The organism is Pseudomonas sp. R45(2017), assembly GCF_002112305.1.
GTDB classification, from domain to species: Bacteria; Pseudomonadota; Gammaproteobacteria; order Pseudomonadales; family Pseudomonadaceae; genus Aquipseudomonas; species Aquipseudomonas paraglycinae.
The window spans coordinates 235,789-259,389 of the sequence record NZ_NEHH01000010.1 but is presented as its reverse complement, the minus strand read 5'-3'; the positions used below and the strand labels follow the sequence as shown (position 1 = coordinate 259,389).

Genomic DNA, 23,601 nt, shown 5'->3' with positions numbered 1-23,601 from the left:
TCACTGGGGTAATGCTGGAATTGGCCAGATGTTCATTGTGGTTTTTGCACTGAATGGAAGCGGCACGCCCGTTAATGGAGCGCCGCATCAGCCATGAAACAACAGAAACAGCAGCACCAGATTGCCCAGCAGTGCCAGTAACGCCAGTGTCCGCCAGACCTTCAGCGGCTCACGTTCCAGCAAGGGGCGAGGGCGTACATTCAGGCTGCGGCGCTCACCTTGCTCCAGCGTCAGCAACCATTCCTCGGCGGTTTCATAGCGTTGCAAAGGATCAGCTGCCACACCGTGCTCCAGACACTGCGCCAGCCACTCCGGCAGATCCGGGCGATAGCGACCGGCACTCACCGGCACCCCGAAACGCGGGCGCTGGAAGGGTTCGATCTCGCCGTAGGGAAAATGCCCGGTGAGCAAGAAATACAAGGTCACGCCCACCGCATACAGATCCTGTTGTGCGCTGGGTACTGCGCTTTGAAAGGCTTCCGGTGCGATGTAGCTCGGGGTTCCGGGCAGGGTCGACGGTGCGTCCTGCGACAGACCGGGGCAATACGCCAGACCGAAATCCAGCAGGCGCAACTCGCCGTCGTCCCCCAGGTGCAGGTTTTCCGGTTTGATGTCGCGGTGCAGGATCTGCCGTCGATGCAACAGGCCGACAGCCCGCAGCAGGCGTTCGGCCAGATCCTGCCACTGAGCCAGTGGCAGAGGGCCGCTTTGTGCGAACAACTGAGCCAGGGTCGTCCCCGAATATTCACGCATCACGTAGTACAAATGCTGACGCTGGCCGGCGCTATGGACTTCGGGAAAGTGCCGCCCGGCGACGCGTTTGAGAAACCATTCCTCCGCCAGCAAGGCCTGACCAGCATGGGCATCGTCTGCCAGTTGTGCAGGCAAAGTCTTCAACAGCCATGCTTGGCCCTGACCATCGAGCACGCGATACAGCAATGATTGCTGGCTCTGACCGACGATCCCTTGCACCTGCCAGCCTTCGAATGCCTGACCCGGTTTCAGCGGCGGGGGCAGCGGCCACTGCTGCAAATGAATCAGTGCATCGCCAAGGCTGGCCTCGCCGACGGCATCCACCCGCACCAACAGCGCGCTGGCGTTGTCTTGACTGCCGGCCAAGTGCGCGGCGTTGACCAACGTTTGCGCGGCACTGTGCAGGTCCGGTTGATCGCGCAGAATCCCGGCGATGGTGGTATCGCCAAGCGCAGCCCACACGCCATCGCTGAGCAGTACAAAACATTCGCCGTCACGCAGTTCGCCATCGAGAAAATCCAGCACCAGATGCTGATCCAGTCCCAATGCCCGCTTGAGCACATGCTGCATGCCCGGTTGATCCCAGACGTGATCTTCGCTGATCCGCTGCAAGGTCTCGGCGTGCCAGCGATAGACCCGGCAATCGCCTACGTGGGCCAAGGTAAATCGCCGGCCGCGCAGTACCAGCGCACTGACCGTGGTGAGCAGCGGCTGTCCGCTACCGTTGGCCTGCAACCAGCGGTTTTGTGCGAGCAGCAGACGATCGAGGGCCTGGGCCACGCTCCAGGTTTCCGGAGTGGCGTAATAGTCCAGTGCCAGCGCCTGCAAGGTCGAACGTGCGGCCAGCCCGCCATCGGCGCACTGGCTGACGCCGTCGGCGATGGCGAACAGGAAACCCTTGCTGGCCGCCAGCGCCGGGGCCGGGGTCACCAGGCGCAAGGCGTCCTGGTTTTCCACACGGGGGCCGGTGGCGCTGGCTTCGGCAAAGCTCAGTTGCAGAGCCATTCGGGCTTCAGACCCGGGCAGCGGTCACGGCCGCCGAACCCCAGGTGGTTCTCCAGCGACGTTTGACCCCGTGCAGACCGAACCACGCCAACACACCCAGGCTGGCGAACAGCCAAAGCGCCAGTTGATAGCTGCCGGTGCTCTGTTTGATCGCGCCCATGCCTGCCGCCAGGGCAAAACCGCCGATACCCCCGGCCATGCCGATCAGTCCGGTCATCACGCCGATTTCGCGCCGGAAACGTTGCGGCACCAGTTGGAACACCGCGCCGTTACCTGCGCCGAGACCGAGCATGGTGCAGACGAAAAGTGCCAGCGCCGCGTAGGAACTTGGCAGGTTGAAACCGACCGCTGCGATACAAACTGCGGCCACCGTGTACATCGCCAAGAGCGTGCGAATACCACCGAAACGATCAGCCAGCGCGCCGCCCAGTGGACGCATCAGGCTGCCGCCGAACACGCAGGCCGCGGTGTAATAACCGGCGGTCACCGGGCTCAGGCCGTATTGATCGTTGAAGTAGCCGGGCAGGGCGCTGGCCAGGCCGATGAAGCCGCCGAAGGTGACGCTGTAGAAAAACATGAACCACCAGCTGTCGCGATCGCCCAGGGCCTTGAAGTAGTCGGCCATGGACTTGGCTTTCGGCCGCTCCGGCGCGTTTTTCGCCAGCCAGGCGAACAGCACCAGGGTCAGGATCAGCGGAATCAGGGCGAACCCGAACACATTGCTCCAGCCGAACGCCGCCGCCAGCACCGGGGCGATCAGTGCCGCGAACACAGTCCCGGAATTGCCGGCCCCGGCGATGCCCATCGCCTTGCCCTGATGCTCCGGCGGATACCACTGCGAGGCCAGCGGTAGGGCCACGGCGAACGAGGCGCCGGCCATGCCGAGGAACAAACCGAGCAGCAGGGCCTGTTCGTAACTGTGGATGCCAAGCTTCCAGGCGCCGAACAGTGCGCAGATCACGATCACCTGGCCGATCAGCCCGGCGGTTTTCGGCGACAGGCGATCGGCGAGCATGCCCATCGCAAAGCGCAGCACCGCGCCGGCCAGAATCGGCGTGGCCACCACGAGGCCGCGCTGTTGGGTGGTCAGGTGCAGGTCGGCGGCAATCTGCACCGCCAGCGGGCCGAGCAGGTACCAGACCATGAAGCTCAGGTCGAAATACAGGAATGCCGCGAACAGGGTCGGGGTGTGGCCGGATTTCCAGAAGCTTTTATTCATCGCGCACCTCAGCTGTAGAGAATCTCGAGAAGGAGTCAGAACCAGCACAGTGGGGCGCCGCCACGGCCGCACCACCGGCCCCGGGCTGTGGGGCCAAAACGCAAAAACGCCGCTACCCGGATCGCCGAAAGGGGCGAAGAAGGTGAGCGACGTCTTTGTCGTAGGTGGGGCAACCGCCGTTGGTTACCTGTAGGGATTGCTTAGCGAGATTTGTGCCAGCTCAGCCAAGCAGCTCGCTCATCGCAATGATCTGCTCCGCCACCTGAATCAGTTTCTGCTGGCGGCTCATGGCCTGGCGGCGCATCAGGGTGTAGGCCTCTTCCTCGTTGCAGTCCTTCATTTTCATCAGCAGTCCTTTGGCCAGTTCGATGCGCTTGCGCTCGGCCAATTGCTGGTCGCGGGCCTGAAGCTGGGCGCGCAAGGCCTGGTCGCTTTCGAAGCGGGCCATGGCCACGTCGAGAATCGGCTGCAGGCGTTGTGCGTGAATGCCTTCGACGATGTAGGCACTGACCCCGGACTTGATCGCCTGACGCATCACGCCGGGGTCATGTTCGTCGGTGAACATCACGATCGGCCGGGGCTGGTCGCGGCTGACCAGCACCACTTGCTCCATCACATCGCGGCTCGGTGACTCGGTATCGATCAGGATCACGTCCGGACGCACCGTTTCGACGCGCGCCGGCAGGTCGATGGTCAGGCCCGACTCGTCGATCACCTCGAAACCGGCCTCGGTCAGCGCGGCTTTCAGGCGTCCGACTTTTTTCGCGGTGTCGTTGATCAGCAGAATGCGCAGCATGTTCGCGGTCTCCTGTCAGCGGTGGGCGAGAAGGGGCGCGCTGTCGCTCAGCGCGTGGAGCTTGAAGCTTCGGGCGTAGGCGGCCGGGTCGCTGCCGTCCCAGATTTTGCCGTCGATCAAGTGGCTGCTGCGCATGTCCTTGCCCCAGGCTGCGACGCCCACAGCAGTCGCCGCGTCGCGATAGATCTCCAGTCGCTGCACCTGACGGGCGACGGCGAGGTAATCCGGGTCATCGCGCAGCAAACCCCAACGGCGGAACTGGGTCATGAACCACATGCCATCCGACAGGTACGGCAGATTCACCGCGCCATCGCCGTGAAAGCGCAGGGCGTGCGGATCCTGCCAGCGATTGCCGAGGCCATCGGCGTAGTTGCCGAGAAAGCGCGGTTCGATGCAGGACACCGGGGCGTCGAGGTACTCGCTGGCGCTGAGCAACTGCGCGGTGCTGCGGCGGTTTTCCGGGCTTTCTTCGATAAAACGGCTGGCTTCGAGGATCGACATCACCAGCGCGCGGGCGGTGTTGGGGTATTGCTCGACGAAGGCGCGGGTGCAGCCGAGGACTTTTTCCGGGTGATCGGGCCAGATGGTCTGGCTGGTCGCCAGTGTGAACCCGAGATCCTGCTGCACGGCGCTGGCCGCCCACGGCTCGCCGACGCAGAGGCCATCAATGCGTCCGGCCTGCAAGTGCGCGACCATTTGCGGCGGCGGCACCACCACGCTGTCGACATCCTGCAACGGATGAATGCCCTGGCTCGCGAGCCAGTAATAAAGCCACATGGCATGGGTGCCGGTCGGGAAAGTCTGGGCGAAGGTCAGTTTTGCGCGGGTTTGGTGCACATGGTGGTGCAGCGCTTCAGGACCGGTCACGCCTAGGCCCTGCAAACCGTGGGACAGGTTGAGGCTCTGACCGTTCTGGTTCAGCCCCATCAGTACCGCCATGTCGGTCGGCGCGACACCGCCGATGCCCAGATGCACCGCGTAGATCAGGCCGTAAAGGCTGTGGGCGGCGTCGAGTTCGCCGCTGACCAGATTGTCCCGCAAGTTGGCCCAGGAACTCTGGCGCTTGAGATTCAGGGTCAAGCCGTAAGGCTGGGCAAAGCCCTGAGTGGCCGCGACCACCAGCGAGGCGCAGTCGCTCAGGGCCATGAAGCCGAGGTTGATCGCGCTTTTTTCCGGGGCATCGCTGCCGTTGACCCAGGCCAGCGGCCCGGCGGAGGTTTGAGTCATGAAAGCCACCCTCAAAAAAAACGTCGTCCCAGGCTTTGCCCGCGCAAAACCGAGAGACGACGCCATTGTCCTTGCCTGCACGCCACCATTGGCCTGCGGGCTGATGCCGAGGAAGGTGCAAGGCATATGCCATGCGCACGGATTTACCCGTGCGCCTCGCGCGGCGGGGCGATGCCCGGCTATAATCGCCGCCTCTTTTCGCCGCCCGAGTCATAGCCGCCCATGTACACCCTGGCCCGTCAGCTGTTGTTCAAACTTTCCCCGGAAACCTCCCACGATCTGTCGCTGGATCTGATCGGCGCGGGCGGGCGTTTGGGCATCAACGGCTTGCTGTGCAAGGCCCCGGCGTCGCTGCCGGTGACCGTCATGGGCCTGGAGTTCCCGAACCCTGTCGGTCTGGCGGCCGGTCTGGACAAGAACGGCGCGGCCATCGACGGCTTCGCGCAGCTGGGGTTCGGTTTTGTCGAAATCGGCACCGTGACCCCGCGCCCGCAGCCGGGCAACCCGAAACCACGGATTTTCCGTCTGCCGGAAGCCGAGGCGATCATCAACCGCATGGGTTTCAACAACCTCGGTGTGGATAACCTGCTGGCGCGGGTGGCGGCGGCCAAATACAAGGGCGTGCTGGGGATCAACATCGGCAAGAACTTCGACACCCCGGTCGAGCGCGCGGTAGACGACTACCTGATCTGCCTGGACAAGGTCTACGCCCACGCCAGCTACGTCACGGTCAACGTCAGTTCGCCGAACACCCCGGGCCTGCGCAGCCTGCAATTTGGCGACTCACTCAAGCAATTGTTGGCGGATCTGGCCACGCGCCGCGCTGAACTGGCCCTGCGCCATGGCAAACATGTACCGCTGGCGATCAAGATCGCGCCGGACATGACCGACGAAGAAACCGCGCAGGTTGCGCAAGCACTGATCGAAACCGGGATGGACGCGGTGATTGCCACCAACACCACCCTCAGCCGCGTGGGCGTCGAAGGCATGGAACATGGTGACGAGGCGGGCGGTCTGTCCGGCGCGCCGGTGTGTGAGAAGAGCACTCACACCGTGAAAGTGCTGGCGTCCGAGCTGGGCGGCAAGCTGCCGATCATCGCGGCGGGCGGTATCACCGAAGGCAAGCATGCGGCGGAGAAGATCGCTGCCGGCGCGAGCCTGGTGCAGATCTACTCCGGCTTCATCTATAAGGGCCCGGCGCTGATCCGCGAGTCCGTGGACGCGATCGCCGCCAAGCGCTGATCGACGGAAATAAAAGGCAGGCATAAAAAAGGGCTCCTCGAAGGAGCCCCTGGGCCGTAGCCCGCCGTCCGGGAAGGACGTGCATGGTGATCAGGTTGTTACGAAATCAGATTGTCGTGTCGGAATAAGTGCCCTGTGTCAGCCGACGGCGTGAAGTTCGTTGAGTCTGTGGATTCCCGCAGTGCCGGTCATACCGTCCCAGTTGTCGCCGCGTCCTTCTCGCCAGCCGTTGATCCAGGCTTGACGTACCGACGGTAGAGTAAATGGGCAAAGCTCACGGGATTTGCCACCAACGCCATATTGATATCCGCGCAAAAATGCTCTTTCCAACGGATCACGCTTAAGTCTTCTCATAGGGTGTTTCCCTCACTTGTTGACTGTTTTTGTCGCGTCGACCTCAATTGAGGTCTGGCAGAAAAACTCTGCCGTTGGCGGCTCGCTGCCGGCGTGGCGAGCCAAGGTGTTGACGCCGTTGCGACGTCAACCTGTGTCCAGTTCTAACCAATGAGTCACATCGATGGAATGACCGTTTTGTCATAAGGACGTAACGAAAAAGATGCTATGGCCATAAGTAACCGCGTATTTATCCAGCGTCTATTGGCCAAACCCCGGTATGATCGGCCCCGCGCTGGATGATGAGGTTAATCCTTTAGTGAGAATGACCCACGTTTACGCTGGGGTACTATTCGACGAAGGGTTGCTTTGAGTCATTTTGTTGCTTCAACTTTTTTATCTGTCCCGGCATCTAAGCTCTTTTAACCCGAGCAGCGGGGATGGAACGGCACACCTTCGTGCCACGCGGGCGCTCTTGTAGAAAAGCGCCTGATTGAAAACCGGATCGGCAATGCGTTGCCGGTTCATTAGCCAAAGGCTCTGGAAAAACCATGTCCGACCGTTTCGAACTCTTCCTCACTTGCCCCAAAGGCCTTGAAGGCCTGCTCATCGAGGAAGCCGTCGGGCTTGGCCTTGAAGAGGCCCGCGAACACACCTCCGCCGTGCGTGGTATGGCGACCATGGAAACCGCTTATCGCCTGTGCCTCTGGTCGCGTCTGGCCAACCGGGTGCTGCTGGTGCTCAAGCGTTTCCCGATGAAAAACGCCGAAGACCTGTACCACGGTGTACTCGACGTCGACTGGCAGGATCACATGCTGGCCGATGGCACCCTGGCCGTGGAATTCAGCGGCCACGGTTCGGGCATCGACAACACCCACTTCGGCGCCCTGAAGGTCAAGGACGCCATCGTCGACAAACTGCGCACCCCGCAGGGCGACCGCCCAAGCATCGACAAGCTCAACCCGGATCTGCGCATTCACCTGCGCCTGGATCGCGGCGAAGCGATTCTGTCCCTCGACCTTTCCGGCCACAGCCTGCACCAGCGCGGCTATCGCTTGCAGCAGGGCGCCGCGCCGCTGAAGGAAAACCTCGCGGCCGCGATCCTGATCCGGTCCGGCTGGCCGCGCATCGCCGCCGAAGGTGGCGCGCTGGCTGACCCGATGTGCGGTGTCGGCACGTTCCTGGTCGAAGCCGGCATGATCGCCGCGGACATGGCGCCGAACCTGCGTCGCGAGCAGTGGGGCTTCACCGCCTGGCTCGGCCACGTGCCGGCGCTGTGGAAAAAGCTGCATGAAGAAGCGGTCGAGCGTGCTGCTGCCGGTCTGGCCAAGCCGCCGCTGTGGATTCGTGGTTATGAAGCCGACCCACGCCTGATTCAGCCGGGCCGCAACAACGTCGAACGCGCCGGCCTGAGCGAGTGGATCAAGATCTATCAGGGCGAAGTGGCGACCTTCGAGCCGCGTCCGGACCAGAACCAGAAAGGCCTGGTCATCTGCAACCCGCCGTACGGCGAGCGTCTGGGTGATGAAGCCAGCCTGTTGTACCTCTACCAGAATCTTGGCGAGCGTCTGCGTCAGGCCTGCCTGAACTGGGAAGCGGCGGTGTTCACCGGCGCGCCGGACCTGGGCAAGCGCATGGGCATCCGCAGCCACAAACAGTATTCGTTCTGGAACGGCGCGCTGCCGTGCAAGCTGTTGTTGATCAAAGTCCTGCCGGATCAGTTCGTCACTGGCGAGCGTCGTACCCCGGAGCAGCGTCAGGCCGAACGCGAGCAGGCTGCTTACGATCAGACGCCGAACGAGCCGCAAGAGCGCAAGTTCAACAAGAACGGCAACCCGATCAAACCGACGCCGGCCCCGGCGCCAGTGATTGAGCAACCGCGCCTGAGCGAAGGCGGGCAGATGTTTGCCAACCGCCTGCAAAAGAACCTCAAGGCCATGAGCAAGTGGGTCAAGCGCGAAGGCATCGATTGCTACCGCGTCTACGATGCGGACATGCCGGAATACGCCATGGCCATCGACCTGTACCACGACTGGGTGCACGTTCAGGAATACGCCGCGCCGAAGTCGATCGACCCGGAAAAAGCCTCGATCCGCATGTTCGATGCGCTGGCGGCCATCCCGCAGGCGCTGAACATCGACAAGAGCCGCGTGGTGGTCAAGCGTCGCGAGCGTCAGAGCGGCACCAAGCAGTACGAGCGTCAGGCGGCCCAGGGCAAGTTCAATGAAGTGACCGAGGGCGGCGTGAAGTTGCTGGTCAACCTCACCGACTACCTCGACACCGGGCTGTTCCTCGACCACCGGCCAATGCGCATGCGGATCCAGAAAGAGGCCGCCGGCAAGCGCTTCCTCAACCTGTTCTGCTACACCGCGACCGCCAGCGTGCACGCGGCCAAGGGCGGCGCGCGCAGCACCACCAGCGTCGACCTGTCGAAAACCTACCTCGACTGGGCGCGCCGCAACCTGTCGCTCAACGGTTTCTCCGACAAGAACCGTCTGGAGCAGGGCGATGTGATGGCGTGGCTGGAGAATTCCCGCGACGAATACGACCTGATCTTCATCGATCCGCCGACCTTCTCCAACTCCAAGCGCATGGAAGGCATCTTCGACGTGCAGCGTGACCAGGTGCAACTGATCGACCTGGCCATGGCCCGACTGGCGAGCGGTGGGGTGTTGTACTTCTCCAACAACTTCCGCAAGTTCCAGCTCGAAGATAACCTGGCCGAGCGTTACGCGGTCGAGGAAATCACCGCCAGCACCATCGACCCGGATTTCGCCCGTAACGGCAAGATCCACCGCGCCTGGAAAATCACGGCTCGTTGACGCTCTGCAAAATTGGATCCACAGAGCCTTGATTTTTAAAGGCTCTTGGATCCGTTCAGAGCTAGCCAAATTAGTGGCTAATAGCTATAACTCACACACGGCCGATGGGGTTTTTCCCGCAGATGCTGACGTAGTGAGTGGCTTTTATGTCGTTGCACCCCGTGCGCCCGAAGATATTGGGTTTTATCAGCGAAGACGTCTCGGCCTGGCTGGTCGGGGTGCTGGTATTGCTCGCCGGCGGAATTCTCACGGGGCTGCTCGCCTGGGGCACCCTCAATCAGTTTCACAGCCAGTTGCGCCAACGCTTTCAGCTGCTGGCCAACGAACGCTATAGCCGCATCGAAGAACGTTTTCAGGATCAGGAGCAACGCCTCGACGGCCTGCGCCGGTTCTTCGCCAACTCCGAATCGGTGTCTCGCGCCGAATTCGACGGTTACACCCATCCTCTATTGCTGCGCACCCAGGCTTATTCGTTTGCCTTGCGGGTGAGCGGTGCCGAACGTGCCGCCTTCGAGCAGCGCGTGCGAGATGAGGGCCTGAGCACCTTCAGCGTGCGCGAACTCAATGCGCGCGGCGAACTGCAACTGGCCTCCGCCCGCGATGAATACGTGGTGGTGTTGTACAGCCAGACCCAGAGCCGGCTCGGCTCACCGTTGGGGTACGACCTGCTTGCACAACCGTTGCGCCGCACGACACTGGAGCGCGCCGACCAGCTTCGCAGTCTGGCAGTGTCGCAGCCGATGCATCTGGTCGGTATCGAGCCGGCTTACGCCCGCGGCGTATTGCTGGTGGCACCGGTGTTGCGCGAAGGCGAGCCCAGATCATACGGCTATGTGATGGCTGTGATCAGCATGCGTCAGCTGCTGGCAGACGGCTTGCCGGATGCATTTCATGACTATCTGTCGGTGCGCATTCTCGATCTGTCTACCAACGATCAGCATGAAGTGCTGTTCGAATCGACCAATGAACCGGCGCCGAGCGATCTGTCCGCTACCCGGCTGGTGCGCATGGCCGATCACGACTATCAGGTGGATATCCTGCCGAGCGAAGCGTTCATGCAGGCCAACCATTCGTCGGTTGGCAGCGTGGTGGTGCTGGGCGGACTGCTCAGTCTGCTGCTGAGCGCGCTGCTTTATGTGCTGGTCAGTCAGCGCCAGCGCGCGTTGCGCATGGTCGAATTGCGCACCCAGGAACTGCATGAGCGCGAACAGGAACTGCGCGGCACCCACGGTCAGTTGCGCGGGGTGCTCAACGCGGCGACCCAGGTGGCAATCATCGCCACTGACCTGCGCGGGGTGATCAACACCTTCAACCCCGGCGCCGAGCAGATGCTCGGTTATCTCAGCAGCGAAGTGGTCGGCCACATGACCCTGGAAAATCTGCACTTTCCCCGGGAACTGGTGGCCCGCGCGGCGGAGCTCAGCGCCCGTTATGGCAAGACCATTCCGACCTGTCAGGCGATGCTGGTGGAGGGCGGGGAAGTGGGCGGGCACGAGGCGCGCGAGTGGACGCTGGTGCGCAAGGACGGCAGCCACATTCCAGTGAACATGCTGGCCACGCCGGTGCTGGACGAGCAGGGGCTGTGGGTCGGCCATCTGGCGATCTGCATCGACATCACCGAGCGCAAGCGCGTGCACGAAGCGCTGGCCGCACGGGACGTGCTGTTGAAGAAACTCAGCGCCCACGTGCCCGGTGGGATCTATCAATTCAAAATGGAGTTCGACGGTCGCTTCAGCGTGATCTACGCCAGCGACGGCATCCGTGAGATCTACGAGCTGGAGCCGGACGTGCTGCTGCTCAACGCCGAAGCGATCTTCACCCGCATCCACCCGCAGGACGTCAGCCGCGTGCGCAAGTCGATCCGTGCCTCGGCGGACAACCTCAGCCCGTGGCGCGAGGAATACCGCGTGCAGTTACCCGGGCGCGGTCTGCGCTGGGTTCGCGGTGAGGCGACCCCGGAGGAATTGCCGGGCGGCGGCGTGCTGTGGCACGGTTATATCTCCGACATTTCCGACCTGAAGCGCGTCGAAGAAGAACTGCGCGCACTGTCTGTGACCGATTCCCTGACAGGCATTCACAATCGGCGCTATTTCCAGGAGCGCTTGACCACCGAAATGGCCCGAGTCGAGCGTGGGGGCGGCGAGTTGTCGGTGATCATGCTCGACATCGACCACTTCAAGCGGATCAACGATCAGTACGGTCACGCGGTGGGCGACCGCGTATTGCAGGCGGTCTGCGAGCGCATCGGCCATCGTCTGCGGCGTACCGACGTGTTCTGCCGGTTGGGCGGCGAAGAGTTCATGGTGCTGTGCCCGGACATCGACGGCGATCACGCCCACATGCTGGCCGAGGAGTTATGGCACAGCCTGCGCAGTGCGCCGATCGACGTGGTGGGGGTGGTGACGGCCAGTTTCGGGATTGCCAGCTGGCGACCGGGAGAGGGCGCGGACGCGCTGTTGCTGCGGGCGGATTCCGGGGTCTATGCGGCGAAGCAGGGCGGACGGGATCGGGTTGAGCGGCAGATGAACTGAGCCCCTCTGCCACCTGATCGTTCCCACGCTCTGCGTGGGAATGCCTCCGGGGACGCTCCGCGTCCAGTGACGCAGAGCGTCACGGGCTGTATTCGCACGCAGAGCGTGGGAACAATCATGTACGGGGGATTACAGAACCGAAGCAGTCTGCGGCGTCCGCGGCTGTTTGTAGAGATCCAGCAGCACCTGATCCAGCACCGACGACGCGCCGAACGGGGCCTTATCGTTGAGGATCGCCACCACCGCCCAGGTGTTGCCGTTGACGTCGCGGCTGAAGCCGGCAATCGCCCGTACGGTGTTCAGGGTGCCGGTCTTGACGTGGGCTTCGCCGCGCATCGCGGTGGTCTTCAGGCGTTTGCGCATGGTGCCGTCGGTGCCGGCAATCGGCAGCGAGCTGATGTACTCGGCGGCGTACGGGCTGTGCCAGGCCGCTTGCAGCATGCTGGCCATTTCACGGGCACTGACTCGCTCGGAGCGCGACAGACCGGAGCCGTTCTCCATCACCAGGTGCGGCGCGGTGATGCCTTTCTTCGCCAGCCACTGACGCACCACGCGTTGCGCGGCCTTGGCGTCATCGCCGTCGGCGTCGTTGCGGAATTTCTGGCCCAGGCTCAGGAACAGCTGCTGAGCCATGGTGTTGTTACTGTACTTGTTGATGTCGCGGATGATTTCCGCCAGATCCGGCGAAAACGCGCGGGCCAGCACTTTGGCGCTGCTCGGGGTCGGGGCCAGACGATCCTTGCCCTGGATGCTGCCGCCCAGTTCCTTCCAGATCGCCCGCACGGCGCCGGCGGTGTAGGTCGCGTGGTCGAGCAGCGACAGATAAGTCTGCGAGCTGCAGCCTTCGCCCAACTGGCCGGCCACGGTCACGGTCACGCTGCCATCGGCTTGCGGCACCGGGTTGTAGCGCACGCCGCCGGTGCATTGTTTGGAGTTGAGCGCTTTGACGGTGTTTTCGATGTTGATGCTGGCAATCGGCGGTTCAACCGAGATCAACACCCGACCATTGTCGTTGCGGGCCACGAAACGCAGGGCCTTGAGGTTGACCAGCAGTGAATCCGGCTTGACCAGGAACGGCTTGTTCTCGTCGTTGCCGTCATCGTTGAATTCCGGCAGTTGCGGCTGCACGAAGAAGCTGCGATCCAATACCAGATCACCGGTGACCTGGGTTACGCCGTTGGCACGCAGGTCGCGCATCAGCAGCCAGAGTTTTTCCATGTTCAGCTTCGGATCGCCGCCACCCTTGAGGTAGAGGTTGCCGTTGAGGATCCCGCCGTTCAGGTCGCCGTCGGTGTAGAACTCGGTTTTCCACTGATGGTTGGGGCCGAGCATTTCCAGCGCCGCGTACGTGGTGACCAGCTTCATGGTCGAGGCCGGGTTGACCGAGACGTCGGCGTTGTACACGGTCGGCGTGCCCGGGCCGTCCAGCGGCACCATCACCAGCGACAGGGCGGTGGGCTGCAGCTTGCTGGCCTTGAGGGCTTTTTCGACGTTGGGGGTCAGGGCGGTGTTGATGGTGGCAGCGGAGACGGGCAGGGCCAGCGGCAGAAGAAGACCGGCCAGGAGCAGAGGACGCAACGATTTGATCATATGAAATAAAACCCTACAGCCGAGGGGAAAAAAGACGAGGACATGGATGAAAAGGCCCTCAGTGGTCATGAAAGTGTCGGCATTATGCCCCAAGGTGTAACAGCTTGTGCCTTTCGCAAGGGCGCCAATTCGTTATTTTTTTACAGGCGGTCGCACGCACGTCCCAGAGAGTCGGGCAATCGCCGGCTTAAACTGGTAAAGTGCCGGCCGTTATTACTTAAGAGGATTGTTCCAATGGCGACTAACCGTTCCCAGCGTCTGCGCAAAAAACTGTGCGTCGATGAATTTCAAGAGCTGGGTTTCGAACTGAACCTGGGCTTCAAAGAAGACCTGTCCGAAGAAGCCATTGACGCTTTCCTCGAAGCATTCATCAAAGAAGCCATGGAAGCCAACGGTCTGGGCTATGTCGGCGGCGACGACTTCGGTCTGGTTTGCCTGCAGAAGCGTGGTTCGGTCTCCGAAGAGCAGCGCGCTGCTGTTGAAGCCTGGCTGAAAACCCGCTCCGAGCTGACTTCTACTGAAATCAGCCCGCTGCTGGACGTTTGGTATCCGGAAAAGCCGATCAACCCGGCTAAGTGATACTGAAAAAAACGGCGACCTGAGGGTCGCCGTTTTTTTATGCCTGCTTTTTAACGAGGCCTCAAGCCTTGCGCCAGTTGAGGATCAGCAAGGTCAACACCCCCGCGACAATCCCCCAGAACGCCGAACCGATGGAAAACAGCGTCAGCCCCGACGCCGTGACCATGAAAGTGATCAGCGCCGCTTCCCGTTCCTTCACCTCGGTCATGGCGATGCTCAAGCCGTTGATGATCGAGCCGAAAAGCGCCAGTGCGGCAATCGACAGCACCAATTCCTTCGGCAGCGCGGCGAACAGCGCCGCCAGCGTGGCGCCGAACACCCCGGCAATCCCGTAGAAAATCCCGCACCACACCGCAGCGGTGTAACGTTTGTTGCGATCCTCATGGGCATGCGGCCCGGTGCAGATCGCCGCGCTGATCGCTGCGAGGTTGATGCCGTGGGAACCAAACGGCGCCAGCAGCAGGGACGCGATGCCGGTGGAGGTGATCAGCGGCGAGGCCGGGACGTTGTAGCCGTCGGCCCGCAGCACGGCGATGCCGGGCATGTTTTGCGAGGTCATCGCTACGACAAACAGCGGAATGCCGATGCTGATGGTCGCGGCCAGGGAAAAGTGCGGCGTGGTCCAGACCGGTGTCGCCACTTCCAGATGAAAGCCGCTGAAGTCCAGCAAACCCATGAAACCCGACAGCGCGGTGCCGATCAGCAGCGCGGCAAGCACCGCATAGCGTGGCGACAGGCGTTTGACGATGAGATAAGTGAAGAACATCCCCAGCACCAGACCGGTGCGGTGTTGCGCGGCGACGAAGATTTCGCTGCCAATCTTGAACAGAATCCCCGCCAGCAGCGCGGCGGCGAGGGAGGCCGGGATCTTTTTCACCAGCCGTTCGAAGCTGCCGGTCAGGCCGCAAATCGTCACCAGCACCGCGCAGGTAATGTAGGCACCGATGGCTTCGCCGTAGCTCACGCCGCCAAGACTGGTGATCAGCAGCGCCGCGCCGGGCGTCGACCAGGCAATCGTGATTGGCGTGCGATAGCGCAGCGACAGGCCGATCGAACACACCGCCATGCCGATGGAGATCGCCCAGATCCACGACGAAATCTGCCCGCTGGTCAGGCCCGCCGCTTGCCCTGCCTGGAACATCAGCACCAGCGAACTGGTGTAGCCGGTCATCATCGCGATGAACCCGGCGACGATGGCGGAGGGCGATGTGTCCGCCAGCGGGCGCAGTCGGGTGTGGGTAATTTCGTTCATGACAGCGGCGTTCCTTGTTCAAACCACGGATTTCGGGTTTAAGCCTAAACTCAAACGTAACGGAGCGTTGCAATACAGCCGAAGCCACAAACAGCCGTACAGTCGTGTTGCCACCTTCCATTGTGTACAATCGCGCTGTTTTTTACGCGATACTTGCCAGCGACCCACTGTGCCGTATTACAGTCACGGTCAATTCGCCGCCGTTCTTCCCGACTCGAGTGCCCATGAACGAACAGTTGCAACCCCTCAAGAAACAACCGCGAGCAGGCAAAGCCGGCCGCAGCGGAACCCAGGACGATATTGTCTATGCGCATATCTTCGAGGCCATCCTCGAACAGCGCCTGGCGCCCGGCACAAAGTTGAGCGAAGAAGCGCTGGGGGAAATTTTCGGGGTCAGCCGCACCATCATTCGCCGCGCGCTCTCGCGTCTGGCCCATGAAGGCGTGGTGCTGTTGCGGCCGAACCGTGGCGCAGTCGTTGCCAGCCCGAGCGTTGAAGAGGCGCGTCAGGTGTTCCTCGCCCGACGTCTGGTGGAACGCGCGATCACCGAGCTGGCGGTGCAACACGCCACCGCCGAGCAGATCGCCGAACTGCGCCAGATGGTCAACGACGAGCGCGACAGCTTCTCCCGTGGCGATCGCGGTGCCGGCATCCGTCTCTCGGGTGAATTCCACCTGAAACTGGCCGAAGCGGCGAAGAACGCGCCGTTGATCAGCTTCCAGCGCAGCCTGGTTTCGCAGACGTCGCTGATCATTGCCCAATATGAAAGCGGCAACCGCTCGCACTGTTCCTACGACGAGCACACCCAGTTGATCGATGCCATCGAAGCGCGCAATGGCGAGCTGGCGGTGGACCTGATGATGCATCACATGGATCACATCGACAGCAAGCTCAACCTCGACGAGGAAAGTGCTTCGGACGATCTGCATGCAGTGTTCTCGCACCTGTTGCAGACCAAGAAGCCAGGGCGTCCGGCGGTCAAGCTCTGAGGCGAATCGACAGGCAATAAAAATCCCCCGGACTGCAAAGTACCGGGGGATTTTTTTTGTCCGTCTGATCGTTCCCACGCTCTGCGTGGGAATGCCTCTGGGGACGCTCCGCGTCCAGTGACGCGGAGCGTCACGGGCTGCATTCCCACGCGGAGCGTGGGAACGATCAAGCGATCAGTTAGCGCTGGTGCACCAGCGCGCCCGCCGCATAGGTCTGAGCCACAGTGCGGTCATCGCCCAGGGTCATCAGCACGAACAGCGTTTCGGCAATGTTGTTGGCCTGCTTCAAGCGGTAGCTCAGCAGCGGCGTGGCGTTGTAGTCCAGCACCAGGAAGTCGGCGTCGGAGCCTGGTTGCAGGTTGCCGATCCTGTCTTCCAGACGCAGTGCCCGCGCGCCGCCGAGGGTAGCGAGGTATAGCGATTTGAACGGGCTCAGGCGTGCGCCTTGCAGTTGCATCACCTTGTAGGCTTCGTTCAGGGTTTGCAGCAGCGAGAAACTGGTGCCGCCGCCGACGTCAGTCCCGAGGCCGACGTTCAGTTTGTGCTTCTCGGCCATCGGCAGGTTGAACAGGCCGCTGCCGAGGAAGAAGTTCGAGGTCGGGCAGAACGCAACCGCCGAACCGGTCTCCGCCAGACGCGCACATTCGTCGTCGCACAGGTGCACGCCGTGGGCGAACACCGAGCGCTCGCCGAGCAATTGGTAGTGGTCGTAGACGTCCAGATAGCCCTTGCGCTCAGGGAACAGCGCCTTGACCCACTCGACTTCCTTGAGGTTTTCGCTGATGTGGGTCTGCATGTACAGATCCGGGTATTCGCTGAGCAACTGGCCGGCGAGGGTCAGCTGTTCCGGGGTGCTGGTCGGGGCGAAACGCGGGGTGACGGCATAGTGCAGACGACCCTTGCCGTGCCAGCGCTCGATCAGCGCCTTGCTGTCGACGTAGCTCGATTCCGGGGTGTCGGTCAGGTAGTCCGGCGCGTTGCGGTCCATCATCACCTTGCCGGCGATCATCCGCAGATCCAGCTTCTCGGCCGCTTCGAAGAACGAGTTCACCGATTGCGGATGCACGCTGCCGAACACCAGCGCGGTGGTGGTGCCGTTGCGCAGCAGTTCCTTGATGAAAATGTCCGCCACTTCATCGGCGTGGGCCTTGTCGGCGAACTGGCTTTCGCACGGGAAGGTGTAGGTGTTCAGCCAGTCCAGCAGTTGCTCGCCATAGGCGCCGACCATGCCGGTCTGCGGCAGGTGGATGTGGGTGTCGATGAAGCCCGGGGTGATCAGCGCATCCTTGTGATGCGTGATCTCGATGTCCGCCGGCAGGGTCGGCAGCAGTTCGCTGGCGTGGCCGAGGGCGCTGATCTTGCCGTCATCGACCACCAGCAGGCCGTCCTCGAAATACTCGTAGGAGGCTTCGATGCCGACCTCGGCAGGGTCGGCGATGCTGTGCAGGATGGCGGCGCGGTAGGCTTTGCGAGTCAGAGGCATGAGGGTTCTCTAATCAGTTTGAGGCTTTGAGTGTGGCGGCCTGACTGCGGCGCGAAACCGGCAGCAGTTTGGCAATCGGTTCGGCGCTGGCGGTGTGCTGGCCGAAATTGGCGTTATAGGTGGCGATGATTTCGCCGGCGATGGAGATGGCGATTTCCACAGGCAACTTGCCTTTGACTTCGCCGATGCCCATCGGGCAGCGCATGCGTTGCACGACGCTGGCGTCGAAGCCACGGTCACGCAGGCGATGTTCGAACTTGGCCCGTTTGGTTTTCGAACCGATCAGGCCGAACCAGGTAAAGTCGTTGCGCTTGAGGATCGCGGCGGTGAGTTCCAGATCCAGCTGATGGTTGTGGGTCATGACGATGCAGTAGCTGCCGGCGGGCAGGTCGTCGATTTCATCCACAGGCTCCTCGGCGACGATTTTGCGCACGCCGTGGGGAATCTGCTCGGGGAATTCCTCTTCCCGGGAATCGATCCAGCGCACCCGGCAGGGCAGGCTGGCGAGCAAGGGTACCAGCGCGCGACCGACATGACCGGCGCCGAACACGGCGATCTGCGCCTGCACCTGGCCCATCGGTTCGAACAGCAGCACCGTGGCGCCGCCGCAGCACTGGCCGAGGCTGGCGCCGAGGCTGAAGCGCTCCAGATGGGTGTCCTGCTTGCCGCTGGCGAGCATCTCGCGGGCGATCTGCATGGCTTTGTATTCCAGGTGCCCGCCACCGATGGTGTCGAACGTCTGGCGGGTGCTGACGACCATCTTCGAGCCGGCATTGCGCGGCGTCGAGCCGAGCTCTTCGATGATCGTCACCAGAACACAGGGTTCGCCCTGGTTCTGCAGGTCGGCGAGGGCGTCGATCCAGTTGTACATATCTCACCTCTCAGATCGTTCCCACGTCGAGGCGTCGAACCGTCGCGTGGGAATGCATCACTGGACGCTCCGCGTCCGCTGTTCAGGATGCGACGCAGAGCGTCGCCGGCTGCATTCCCACGCAGAGCGTGGGAACGATCATCAAACGACCTCGGTTTCAGCTTCGACGGCTTTCACCGCCTTGAGCTGGCGCATCTGCTCGCAACCCCACAAGACCCGCTCCGGGGTCGCCGGCGCGTCGATCTTCGGCTGATGCTTGTAGTCGCCAAGGCTGGCCACCGCATCCTTGATCGCACACCACGCGGCGATGCCGAGCATGAACGGCGGCTCACCCACAGCCTTGGAATGGAACACCGTGTCTTCCGGGTTCTTGCGGTTTTCCACCAGCTTCACCCGCAGGTCCAGCGGCATGTCCGCCACCGCCGGGATCTTGTAGCTGGCCGGGCCGTTGGTCATCAGCTTGCCTTTGTTGTTCCACACCAGCTCTTCCATGGTCAGCCAGCCCATGCCCTGAACGAAACCGCCCTCGACCTGGCCGATGTCGATGGCCGGGTTCAGCGAGGCGCCGACGTCGTGGAGGATGTCGGTACGCAGCATTTTGTACTCGCCGGTCAGGGTGTCGACGATCACTTCGCAGCACGCCGCGCCGAAGGCGAAGTAGTAGAACGGCCGGCCACGGGCCTGGCTGCGGTCGTAGTAGATTTTCGGGGTCTTGTAGAACCCGGTGCTCGACAGCGAAACCTGGTTGAAATACGCCAGCTGGATCAGCGCTTCGAAGGTCAGAATGTGGTCACGCACCCGTACGTGGCCGTTGTGGAATTCCACGTCTTCTTCGCTGACTTTGTAGTGCCGCGCGGCGAATTCGACCAGCCGCTGCTTGATTGTCTCGGCAGCGTTCTGCGCCGCTTTGCCGTTGAGGTCGGCGCCGCTGGAGGCCGCGGTCGGCGAGGTGTTCGGCACTTTGTCGGTGTTGGTCGCGGTGATCTGCACGCGGTCCATTTCCACCTGGAACACTTCGGCCACGACTTGCGCGACTTTGGTGTTCAGACCCTGGCCCATTTCCGTGCCGCCATGGTTCAGGTGGATGCTGCCGTCGGTGTAGACGTGTACCAAGGCACCTGCCTGGTTGAGGAAGCTGGCGGTGAAGGAAATGCCGAATTTCACCGGGGTCAGCGCCAGGCCTTTTTTCAGGATCGGGCTGTTGGCGTTGTAGCGACGGATCGCTTCGCGGCGCTCGGCGTACTGGCTGCTTTCTTCCAGTTCAGCGGTCATCTCCTCGAGCATGTTGTGCTCGACGGTCTGGTAGTAGTGGGTGACGTTGCGCTCGGTCTTGCCGTAGTAGTTGGCCTTGCGCACGGCCAGCGGATCGAGGTTCAGGTGACGGGCGATGGCGTCCATCACTTCTTCGATCGCGACCATTCCTTGCGGGCCGCCGAAACCACGGTACGCGGTGTTCGACGCGGTGTTGGTCTTGCAGCGGTGACCGTTGATGGTCGCATCGCCCAGGTAGTACGAGTTGTCCGAGTGGAACATCGCCCGGTCAACGATCGAGGCCGACAGGTCAGGCGAGCAGCCGCAGTTACCGGCCAGATCCATCGCGATCCCGTGCAGACGCCCGGTGCTGTCGAAGCCGACGTCGTACTCGACGTAGAACGGGTGACGCTTGCCGGTCATCAGCATGTCTTCGACCCGTGGCAGGCGCATCTTGGTCGGCTGGCCGGTGAGGTGCGCGATCACTGCGCACAGGCAGGCCGGGCTCGCGGCCTGAGTTTCCTTGCCGCCGAAACCACCGCCCATGCGGCGCATGTCCACCACGATCTTGTTCATCGACACATCGAGAACTTCGGCCACCAGTTTCTGCACTTCGGTGGGGTTCTGGGTCGAGCAGTAAACGATCATGCCGCCGTCTTCGGTCGGCATCACCGAGGATATCTGGGTCTCCAGATAGAAGTGTTCCTGGCCGCCGATGTGCAGCGTGCCCTGAATACGATGTTCGGCCGTGGCCAGAGCCGTGGTCGAATCGCCGCGCTGATGGGTGTGGCTGTCGAGCACGAAGTGGCGTTTGCGCAGGGCTTCGACCACGTCCAGCACCGGCTCCAGATCTTCGTATTCGATGATCGCGGCCATGGCGGCCTTGCGTGCGGTTTCCAGATCTTTTGCGGCCACGGCCAGCACCGGTTGACCGACGAACTGCACGTCATCGATGGCCAGCAGCGGATCGCCCGGCAGTAGCGGGCCGATGTCTTTCAGGCCCGGCACATCTTCGTGGGTGATGGCGATGCGTACGCCTTCGAAGGCGTAGCAGGGCTTGGTGTCGATGCTGATGATTTTCGCGTGGGCGCGATCCGACAGCCGTGCGTAAACGTGCAACTGGTTGGGGAATTCCAGGCGGTCGTCGATGTACTGCGCTTCACCGGACACATGCTTGGCGGCGCTGTCGTGCTTGACGCTGCGGCCGACGCCGGTGGTCAGGTCCCTGGCGAACAATTCAGCCAGTTCAGCTTGAGTTTTCTCTACGCCGTGATGGTTAGACATAAGCGGTCACCCGAGTCTCGATGTGCGGTGTTTGCAGTTCGATGAAGTATTTGCGCAGCAGGTTCTGCGCGCTGAGCAGGCGGTATTCCTTGCTGGCGCGGAAGTCCGAGAGCGGGGTGAAATCCTCGCCCAGCGCGGTGCAGGCGCGTTCGACCACAGCGTTGTTGAACGGCTGACCGAGCAGCACGGCTTCGCAATGAGCGGCGCGTTTCGGGATTGCGGCCATGCCACCGAAGGCGACGCGGGCGTCGGTGATCACGCCGTTCTCGACCCGCAGGTTGAACGCGGCGCAGACGGCAGAGATATCGTCGTCCAGACGCTTGGAGACTTTGTAGGCGCGGAAGCGCTGCTCGGCCGTGGCGCGCGGCACGATGATTTTCTCGATGAACTCGCTTTCCTGGCGCGCGGTGACCCGGTAATCGATGAAGTAATCCTCTAGCGCCAGCGTGCGGCGGGTCTCGCCTTTGCACAGCACGATCTGCGCGCCGAGGGCGATCAGCAGGGGCGGCGAGTCACCGATCGGCGAGGCGTTGCCGATGTTGCCGCCGAGGGTGCCCTGGTTGCGGATCTGCAGCGAGGCGAAGCGGTGCAGCAGTTCGCCGAAGTCCGGGTACTCGGCGTTCAGCGCTTCGTAGCAGTCGGAGAGGGCGGTGGCGGCGCCGATTTCGATGCGATCGTCGAAGTGCTCGATGCGCTTCATTTCGGCGACGTTGCCGACGTAGATCATCACCGGCAGGGTGCGGTGGAACTGAGTGACTTCCAGCGCCAGATCAGTGCCGCCAGCCAGCAGGCGGGCCTGTGGATAAGCGTCGTAGAGATCGGCCAGATCGGCCACGGTCAGCGGCACCAGGCAGCGTTTGTCGCCGCTGTTGAGTTCGCCGATCGACGTCGGGGCAATGGCTTTGAGGCGGGAGATGGTTTCGGCTTCACGGGCGTCGAACTGGTCCGGTTGCTTGGCGCAGCAGGATTGTTCGGCGGCGGCCAGGATCGGCCGGTAGCCGGTGCAGCGGCAGAGATTGCCCGCCAGCGCTTCGTGGGCCTTGGCCTGATCCGGTGCATCGCTGTTCTTTTGCAGGGCGAACAGCGACATCACGAAACCGGGGGTGCAGAAACCGCACTGCGAACCGTGGCACTCGACCATGGCTTTCTGCACGCTGTGCAGTTCGCCCTTGTGCTTGAGGTCTTCGACGCTGATCAATTGCTTGCCGTGCAGCGACGAAACGAACGTCAGGCACGAGTTGAGGCTGCGATAGCGAATGTGCTCGCGGCCATCGTCATCCGTCTGCAACTCGCCGACCACCACCGTACAGGCGCCGCAGTCACCGCTGGCGCAGCCTTCTTTGGTGCCGGATTTACCCACGTGTTCGCGCAGGTAGTTGAGCACAGTCAGGTTCGGGTCCAGGGCGTGCTCGCTACGGAGTTCCTGGTTAAGTAAAAACTGGATCACGGAAGGCCTCGCAGACTCATTATTGTTGTTGAGCGACTTGAGCCGAATTTAGCAGGTCTGACTTTTCGGTCAATTGTTTTCTGACTTAAAGGTCAGGAAAAACCGTTTTGTCGCTCAACCTCGTGTCTCTTCAGTATTGACCCTCATTGGATCAAGCGCTTTTTTGCGGGATTCGTGCCAAAAACCGCTGTGCGGGCACTCCGCCATGACCGCGCATTGCGCTACACTGCGCCGCTTGTGCAGATCGAAGAGTTTGAAGGACAACCATGACGTTCAAGGCGCCGGACAGCCTCGCCGAGCAAATCGCTCACCACCTCGCCGAACGGATCATTCGCGGCGAAATGAAGCCGGGAGAGCGCATCCAGGAACAGAAGGTCACGCTGGCGCTGAACGTCAGCCGCGGCTCGGTCCGCGAAGCCTTGCTGATCCTCGAGCGCCGTCACCTGATCGCGATCCTGCCGCGCCGCGGCGCCCACGTCACTGAGCTGACGGCGCACAAGGTGCAGAGCCTGTGCACGTTGATGAGCGAGTTGTACATCCTGCTCGGCAACGCCGTGGCCAATGGCTGGCAGACCCAGGCCGACATGGCGCCGTTCGTGCAGATCCAGCAGCGTCTGACCGCCAGCTACGAGCGTCAGGACATCCGCACCTTCGTCGACGACAGCTTCAACGTGATGCGCGCCGCGTATCCGTTCGCCAACAACCCGTACCTGCAGGAAACCGTCGAGAACCTGCAACCGGCCATGAGCCGTGCGTACTTCCTCGCGCTGGAGCAGCGCAAGGCCGAGATGAGCGAATTCCTCGAACTGTTCGAACGCTTGCTGGCCGCCGTCCTCGCCCGTGACCTGCCGCAGATCCGCATCGTGCTGACGGCTTACGCCCAGCGCAGCTGCGATCTGGTGGTGTCCGCCCTGACGGTTGCCTGAC

17 protein-coding genes are annotated in these 23,601 nt (G+C 62.3%); 6 read left to right on the top strand and 11 right to left on the bottom strand.

All coding sequences use genetic code 11. From position 1 onward, the window contains the following. Nucleotides 1-87: 87 nt before the first annotated feature. The 4 genes from CAF74_RS23275 to CAF74_RS23260 form a co-directional block, all read right to left on the bottom strand. A complete protein-coding gene (locus CAF74_RS23275) occupies nt 88-1,758 on the bottom strand; it encodes a bifunctional protein-serine/threonine kinase/phosphatase (protein ID WP_085747906.1) in 1,671 nt (556 codons plus the stop codon). A gap of 7 nt (nt 1,759-1,765) precedes the next feature. Further along, on the bottom strand, nt 1,766-2,977 hold the full coding sequence (locus CAF74_RS23270; protein WP_007952035.1) for a NarK/NasA family nitrate transporter: 1,212 nt from the start codon (nt 2,975-2,977) through the stop codon (nt 1,766-1,768). Between the two features lie 220 nt (nt 2,978-3,197). Beyond that, nucleotides 3,198-3,773 (bottom strand): ANTAR domain-containing response regulator, encoded by a 576-nt coding sequence (locus CAF74_RS23265; RefSeq protein ID WP_007916390.1) that lies wholly within the window; start codon nt 3,771-3,773, stop codon nt 3,198-3,200. A 15-nt stretch (nt 3,774-3,788) separates the two neighbouring features. Then, nucleotides 3,789-5,000, bottom strand: coding sequence for a CmpA/NrtA family ABC transporter substrate-binding protein (locus CAF74_RS23260; protein WP_085747905.1), 1,212 nt, complete (start codon nt 4,998-5,000; stop codon nt 3,789-3,791). Nucleotides 5,001-5,222: 222 nt separating this feature from the next. On the opposite strand from CAF74_RS23260, the gene CAF74_RS23255 reads away from it, so the two are divergent. Then, nucleotides 5,223-6,242, top strand: coding sequence for a quinone-dependent dihydroorotate dehydrogenase (locus CAF74_RS23255; protein ID WP_085747904.1), 1,020 nt, complete (start codon nt 5,223-5,225; stop codon nt 6,240-6,242). A gap of 138 nt (nt 6,243-6,380) precedes the next feature. Here CAF74_RS23255 and rmf read toward each other — a convergent pair whose 3' ends face one another. Then, nucleotides 6,381-6,596, bottom strand: a complete 216-nt coding sequence (gene rmf / locus CAF74_RS23250) for a ribosome modulation factor (protein ID WP_003223300.1) — start codon at nt 6,594-6,596, stop codon at nt 6,381-6,383. Nucleotides 6,597-7,126: 530 nt separating this feature from the next. Here rmf and rlmKL point away from each other — a divergent pair. Continuing rightward, nucleotides 7,127-9,397, top strand: coding sequence for a bifunctional 23S rRNA (guanine(2069)-N(7))-methyltransferase RlmK/23S rRNA (guanine(2445)-N(2))-methyltransferase RlmL (gene rlmKL, locus CAF74_RS23240; protein ID WP_085747903.1), 2,271 nt, complete (start codon nt 7,127-7,129; stop codon nt 9,395-9,397). Nucleotides 9,398-9,543: 146 nt separating this feature from the next. Continuing rightward, a complete protein-coding gene (locus tag CAF74_RS23235; protein ID WP_085747902.1) occupies nt 9,544-11,928 on the top strand; it encodes a diguanylate cyclase in 2,385 nt (794 codons plus the stop codon). 129 nt (nt 11,929-12,057) lie between these two features. Here the strand turns inward: CAF74_RS23235 and dacB are convergent, their stop codons facing one another. Further along, complete coding sequence (gene dacB, locus CAF74_RS23230) at nt 12,058-13,518, bottom strand: D-alanyl-D-alanine carboxypeptidase/D-alanyl-D-alanine-endopeptidase (protein WP_007952030.1); 1,461 nt, start codon at nt 13,516-13,518, stop codon at nt 12,058-12,060. 234 nt (nt 13,519-13,752) lie between these two features. Between dacB and CAF74_RS23225 the strand changes: the two genes are divergently transcribed. Next, complete coding sequence (locus tag CAF74_RS23225) at nt 13,753-14,097, top strand: YggL family protein (RefSeq protein WP_085747901.1); 345 nt, start codon at nt 13,753-13,755, stop codon at nt 14,095-14,097. A gap of 61 nt (nt 14,098-14,158) precedes the next feature. On the opposite strand, the gene CAF74_RS23220 is transcribed toward CAF74_RS23225, so the two are convergent. Continuing rightward, nucleotides 14,159-15,349: a benzoate/H(+) symporter BenE family transporter gene (locus tag CAF74_RS23220; protein ID WP_085747900.1), complete on the bottom strand. Its 1,191-nt coding sequence runs from the start codon at nt 15,347-15,349 to the stop codon at nt 14,159-14,161. Between the two features lie 224 nt (nt 15,350-15,573). Between CAF74_RS23220 and CAF74_RS23215 the strand changes: the two genes are divergently transcribed. Then, complete coding sequence (locus CAF74_RS23215) at nt 15,574-16,338, top strand: GntR family transcriptional regulator (protein WP_007952027.1); 765 nt, start codon at nt 15,574-15,576, stop codon at nt 16,336-16,338. Between the two features lie 178 nt (nt 16,339-16,516). Here the strand turns inward: CAF74_RS23215 and guaD are convergent, their stop codons facing one another. The 4 genes from guaD to xdhA form a co-directional block, all read right to left on the bottom strand. Further along, complete coding sequence (guaD, locus tag CAF74_RS23210) at nt 16,517-17,821, bottom strand: guanine deaminase (RefSeq protein WP_085747899.1); 1,305 nt, start codon at nt 17,819-17,821, stop codon at nt 16,517-16,519. 13 nt (nt 17,822-17,834) lie between these two features. Continuing rightward, a complete protein-coding gene (xdhC, locus tag CAF74_RS23205; RefSeq protein WP_085747898.1) occupies nt 17,835-18,692 on the bottom strand; it encodes a xanthine dehydrogenase accessory protein XdhC in 858 nt (285 codons plus the stop codon). A 141-nt stretch (nt 18,693-18,833) separates the two neighbouring features. Continuing rightward, nucleotides 18,834-21,227 (bottom strand): xanthine dehydrogenase molybdopterin binding subunit, encoded by a 2,394-nt coding sequence (xdhB, locus tag CAF74_RS23200; RefSeq protein WP_085747897.1) that lies wholly within the window; start codon nt 21,225-21,227, stop codon nt 18,834-18,836. Further along, complete coding sequence (xdhA, locus tag CAF74_RS23195) at nt 21,220-22,674, bottom strand: xanthine dehydrogenase small subunit (RefSeq protein ID WP_085747896.1); 1,455 nt, start codon at nt 22,672-22,674, stop codon at nt 21,220-21,222. Before xdhA ends, xdhB begins: the two co-directional genes overlap by 8 nt. A gap of 266 nt (nt 22,675-22,940) precedes the next feature. Between xdhA and CAF74_RS23190 the strand changes: the two genes are divergently transcribed. Next, entirely contained in the window at nt 22,941-23,600 is a 660-nt protein-coding gene (locus CAF74_RS23190) for a GntR family transcriptional regulator (RefSeq protein WP_011333269.1), read from the top strand. Nucleotide 23,601 lies beyond the last annotated feature (1 nt).

What these genes read in the sequence shown, in the direction of transcription:
- CAF74_RS23255 (WP_085747904.1), top strand. Translation starts at nt 5,223, where the DNA reads ATGTACACCCTGGCCCGTCAGCTGTTGTTCAAACTTTCCCCGGAAACC.
- rlmKL (WP_085747903.1), top strand. Translation starts at nt 7,127, where the DNA reads ATGTCCGACCGTTTCGAACTCTTCCTCACTTGCCCCAAAGGCCTTGAA.
- CAF74_RS23215 (WP_007952027.1), top strand. Translation starts at nt 15,574, where the DNA reads ATGAACGAACAGTTGCAACCCCTCAAGAAACAACCGCGAGCAGGCAAA.
- CAF74_RS23270 (WP_007952035.1), bottom strand. Translation starts at nt 2,977, where the DNA reads ATGAATAAAAGCTTCTGGAAATCCGGCCACACCCCGACCCTGTTCGCG.
- CAF74_RS23260 (WP_085747905.1), bottom strand. Translation starts at nt 5,000, where the DNA reads ATGACTCAAACCTCCGCCGGGCCGCTGGCCTGGGTCAACGGCAGCGAT.
- xdhC (WP_085747898.1), bottom strand. Translation starts at nt 18,692, where the DNA reads ATGTACAACTGGATCGACGCCCTCGCCGACCTGCAGAACCAGGGCGAA.
- CAF74_RS23235 (WP_085747902.1), top strand. Translation starts at nt 9,544, where the DNA reads ATGTCGTTGCACCCCGTGCGCCCGAAGATATTGGGTTTTATCAGCGAA.
- rmf (WP_003223300.1), bottom strand. Translation starts at nt 6,596, where the DNA reads ATGAGAAGACTTAAGCGTGATCCGTTGGAAAGAGCATTTTTGCGCGGA.
- CAF74_RS23220 (WP_085747900.1), bottom strand. Translation starts at nt 15,349, where the DNA reads ATGAACGAAATTACCCACACCCGACTGCGCCCGCTGGCGGACACATCG.
- xdhB (WP_085747897.1), bottom strand. Translation starts at nt 21,227, where the DNA reads ATGTCTAACCATCACGGCGTAGAGAAAACTCAAGCTGAACTGGCTGAA.
- dacB (WP_007952030.1), bottom strand. Translation starts at nt 13,518, where the DNA reads ATGATCAAATCGTTGCGTCCTCTGCTCCTGGCCGGTCTTCTTCTGCCG.
- CAF74_RS23275 (WP_085747906.1), bottom strand. Translation starts at nt 1,758, where the DNA reads ATGGCTCTGCAACTGAGCTTTGCCGAAGCCAGCGCCACCGGCCCCCGT.
- CAF74_RS23225 (WP_085747901.1), top strand. Translation starts at nt 13,753, where the DNA reads ATGGCGACTAACCGTTCCCAGCGTCTGCGCAAAAAACTGTGCGTCGAT.
- guaD (WP_085747899.1), bottom strand. Translation starts at nt 17,821, where the DNA reads ATGCCTCTGACTCGCAAAGCCTACCGCGCCGCCATCCTGCACAGCATC.
- CAF74_RS23265 (WP_007916390.1), bottom strand. Translation starts at nt 3,773, where the DNA reads ATGCTGCGCATTCTGCTGATCAACGACACCGCGAAAAAAGTCGGACGC.
- CAF74_RS23190 (WP_011333269.1), top strand. Translation starts at nt 22,941, where the DNA reads ATGACGTTCAAGGCGCCGGACAGCCTCGCCGAGCAAATCGCTCACCAC.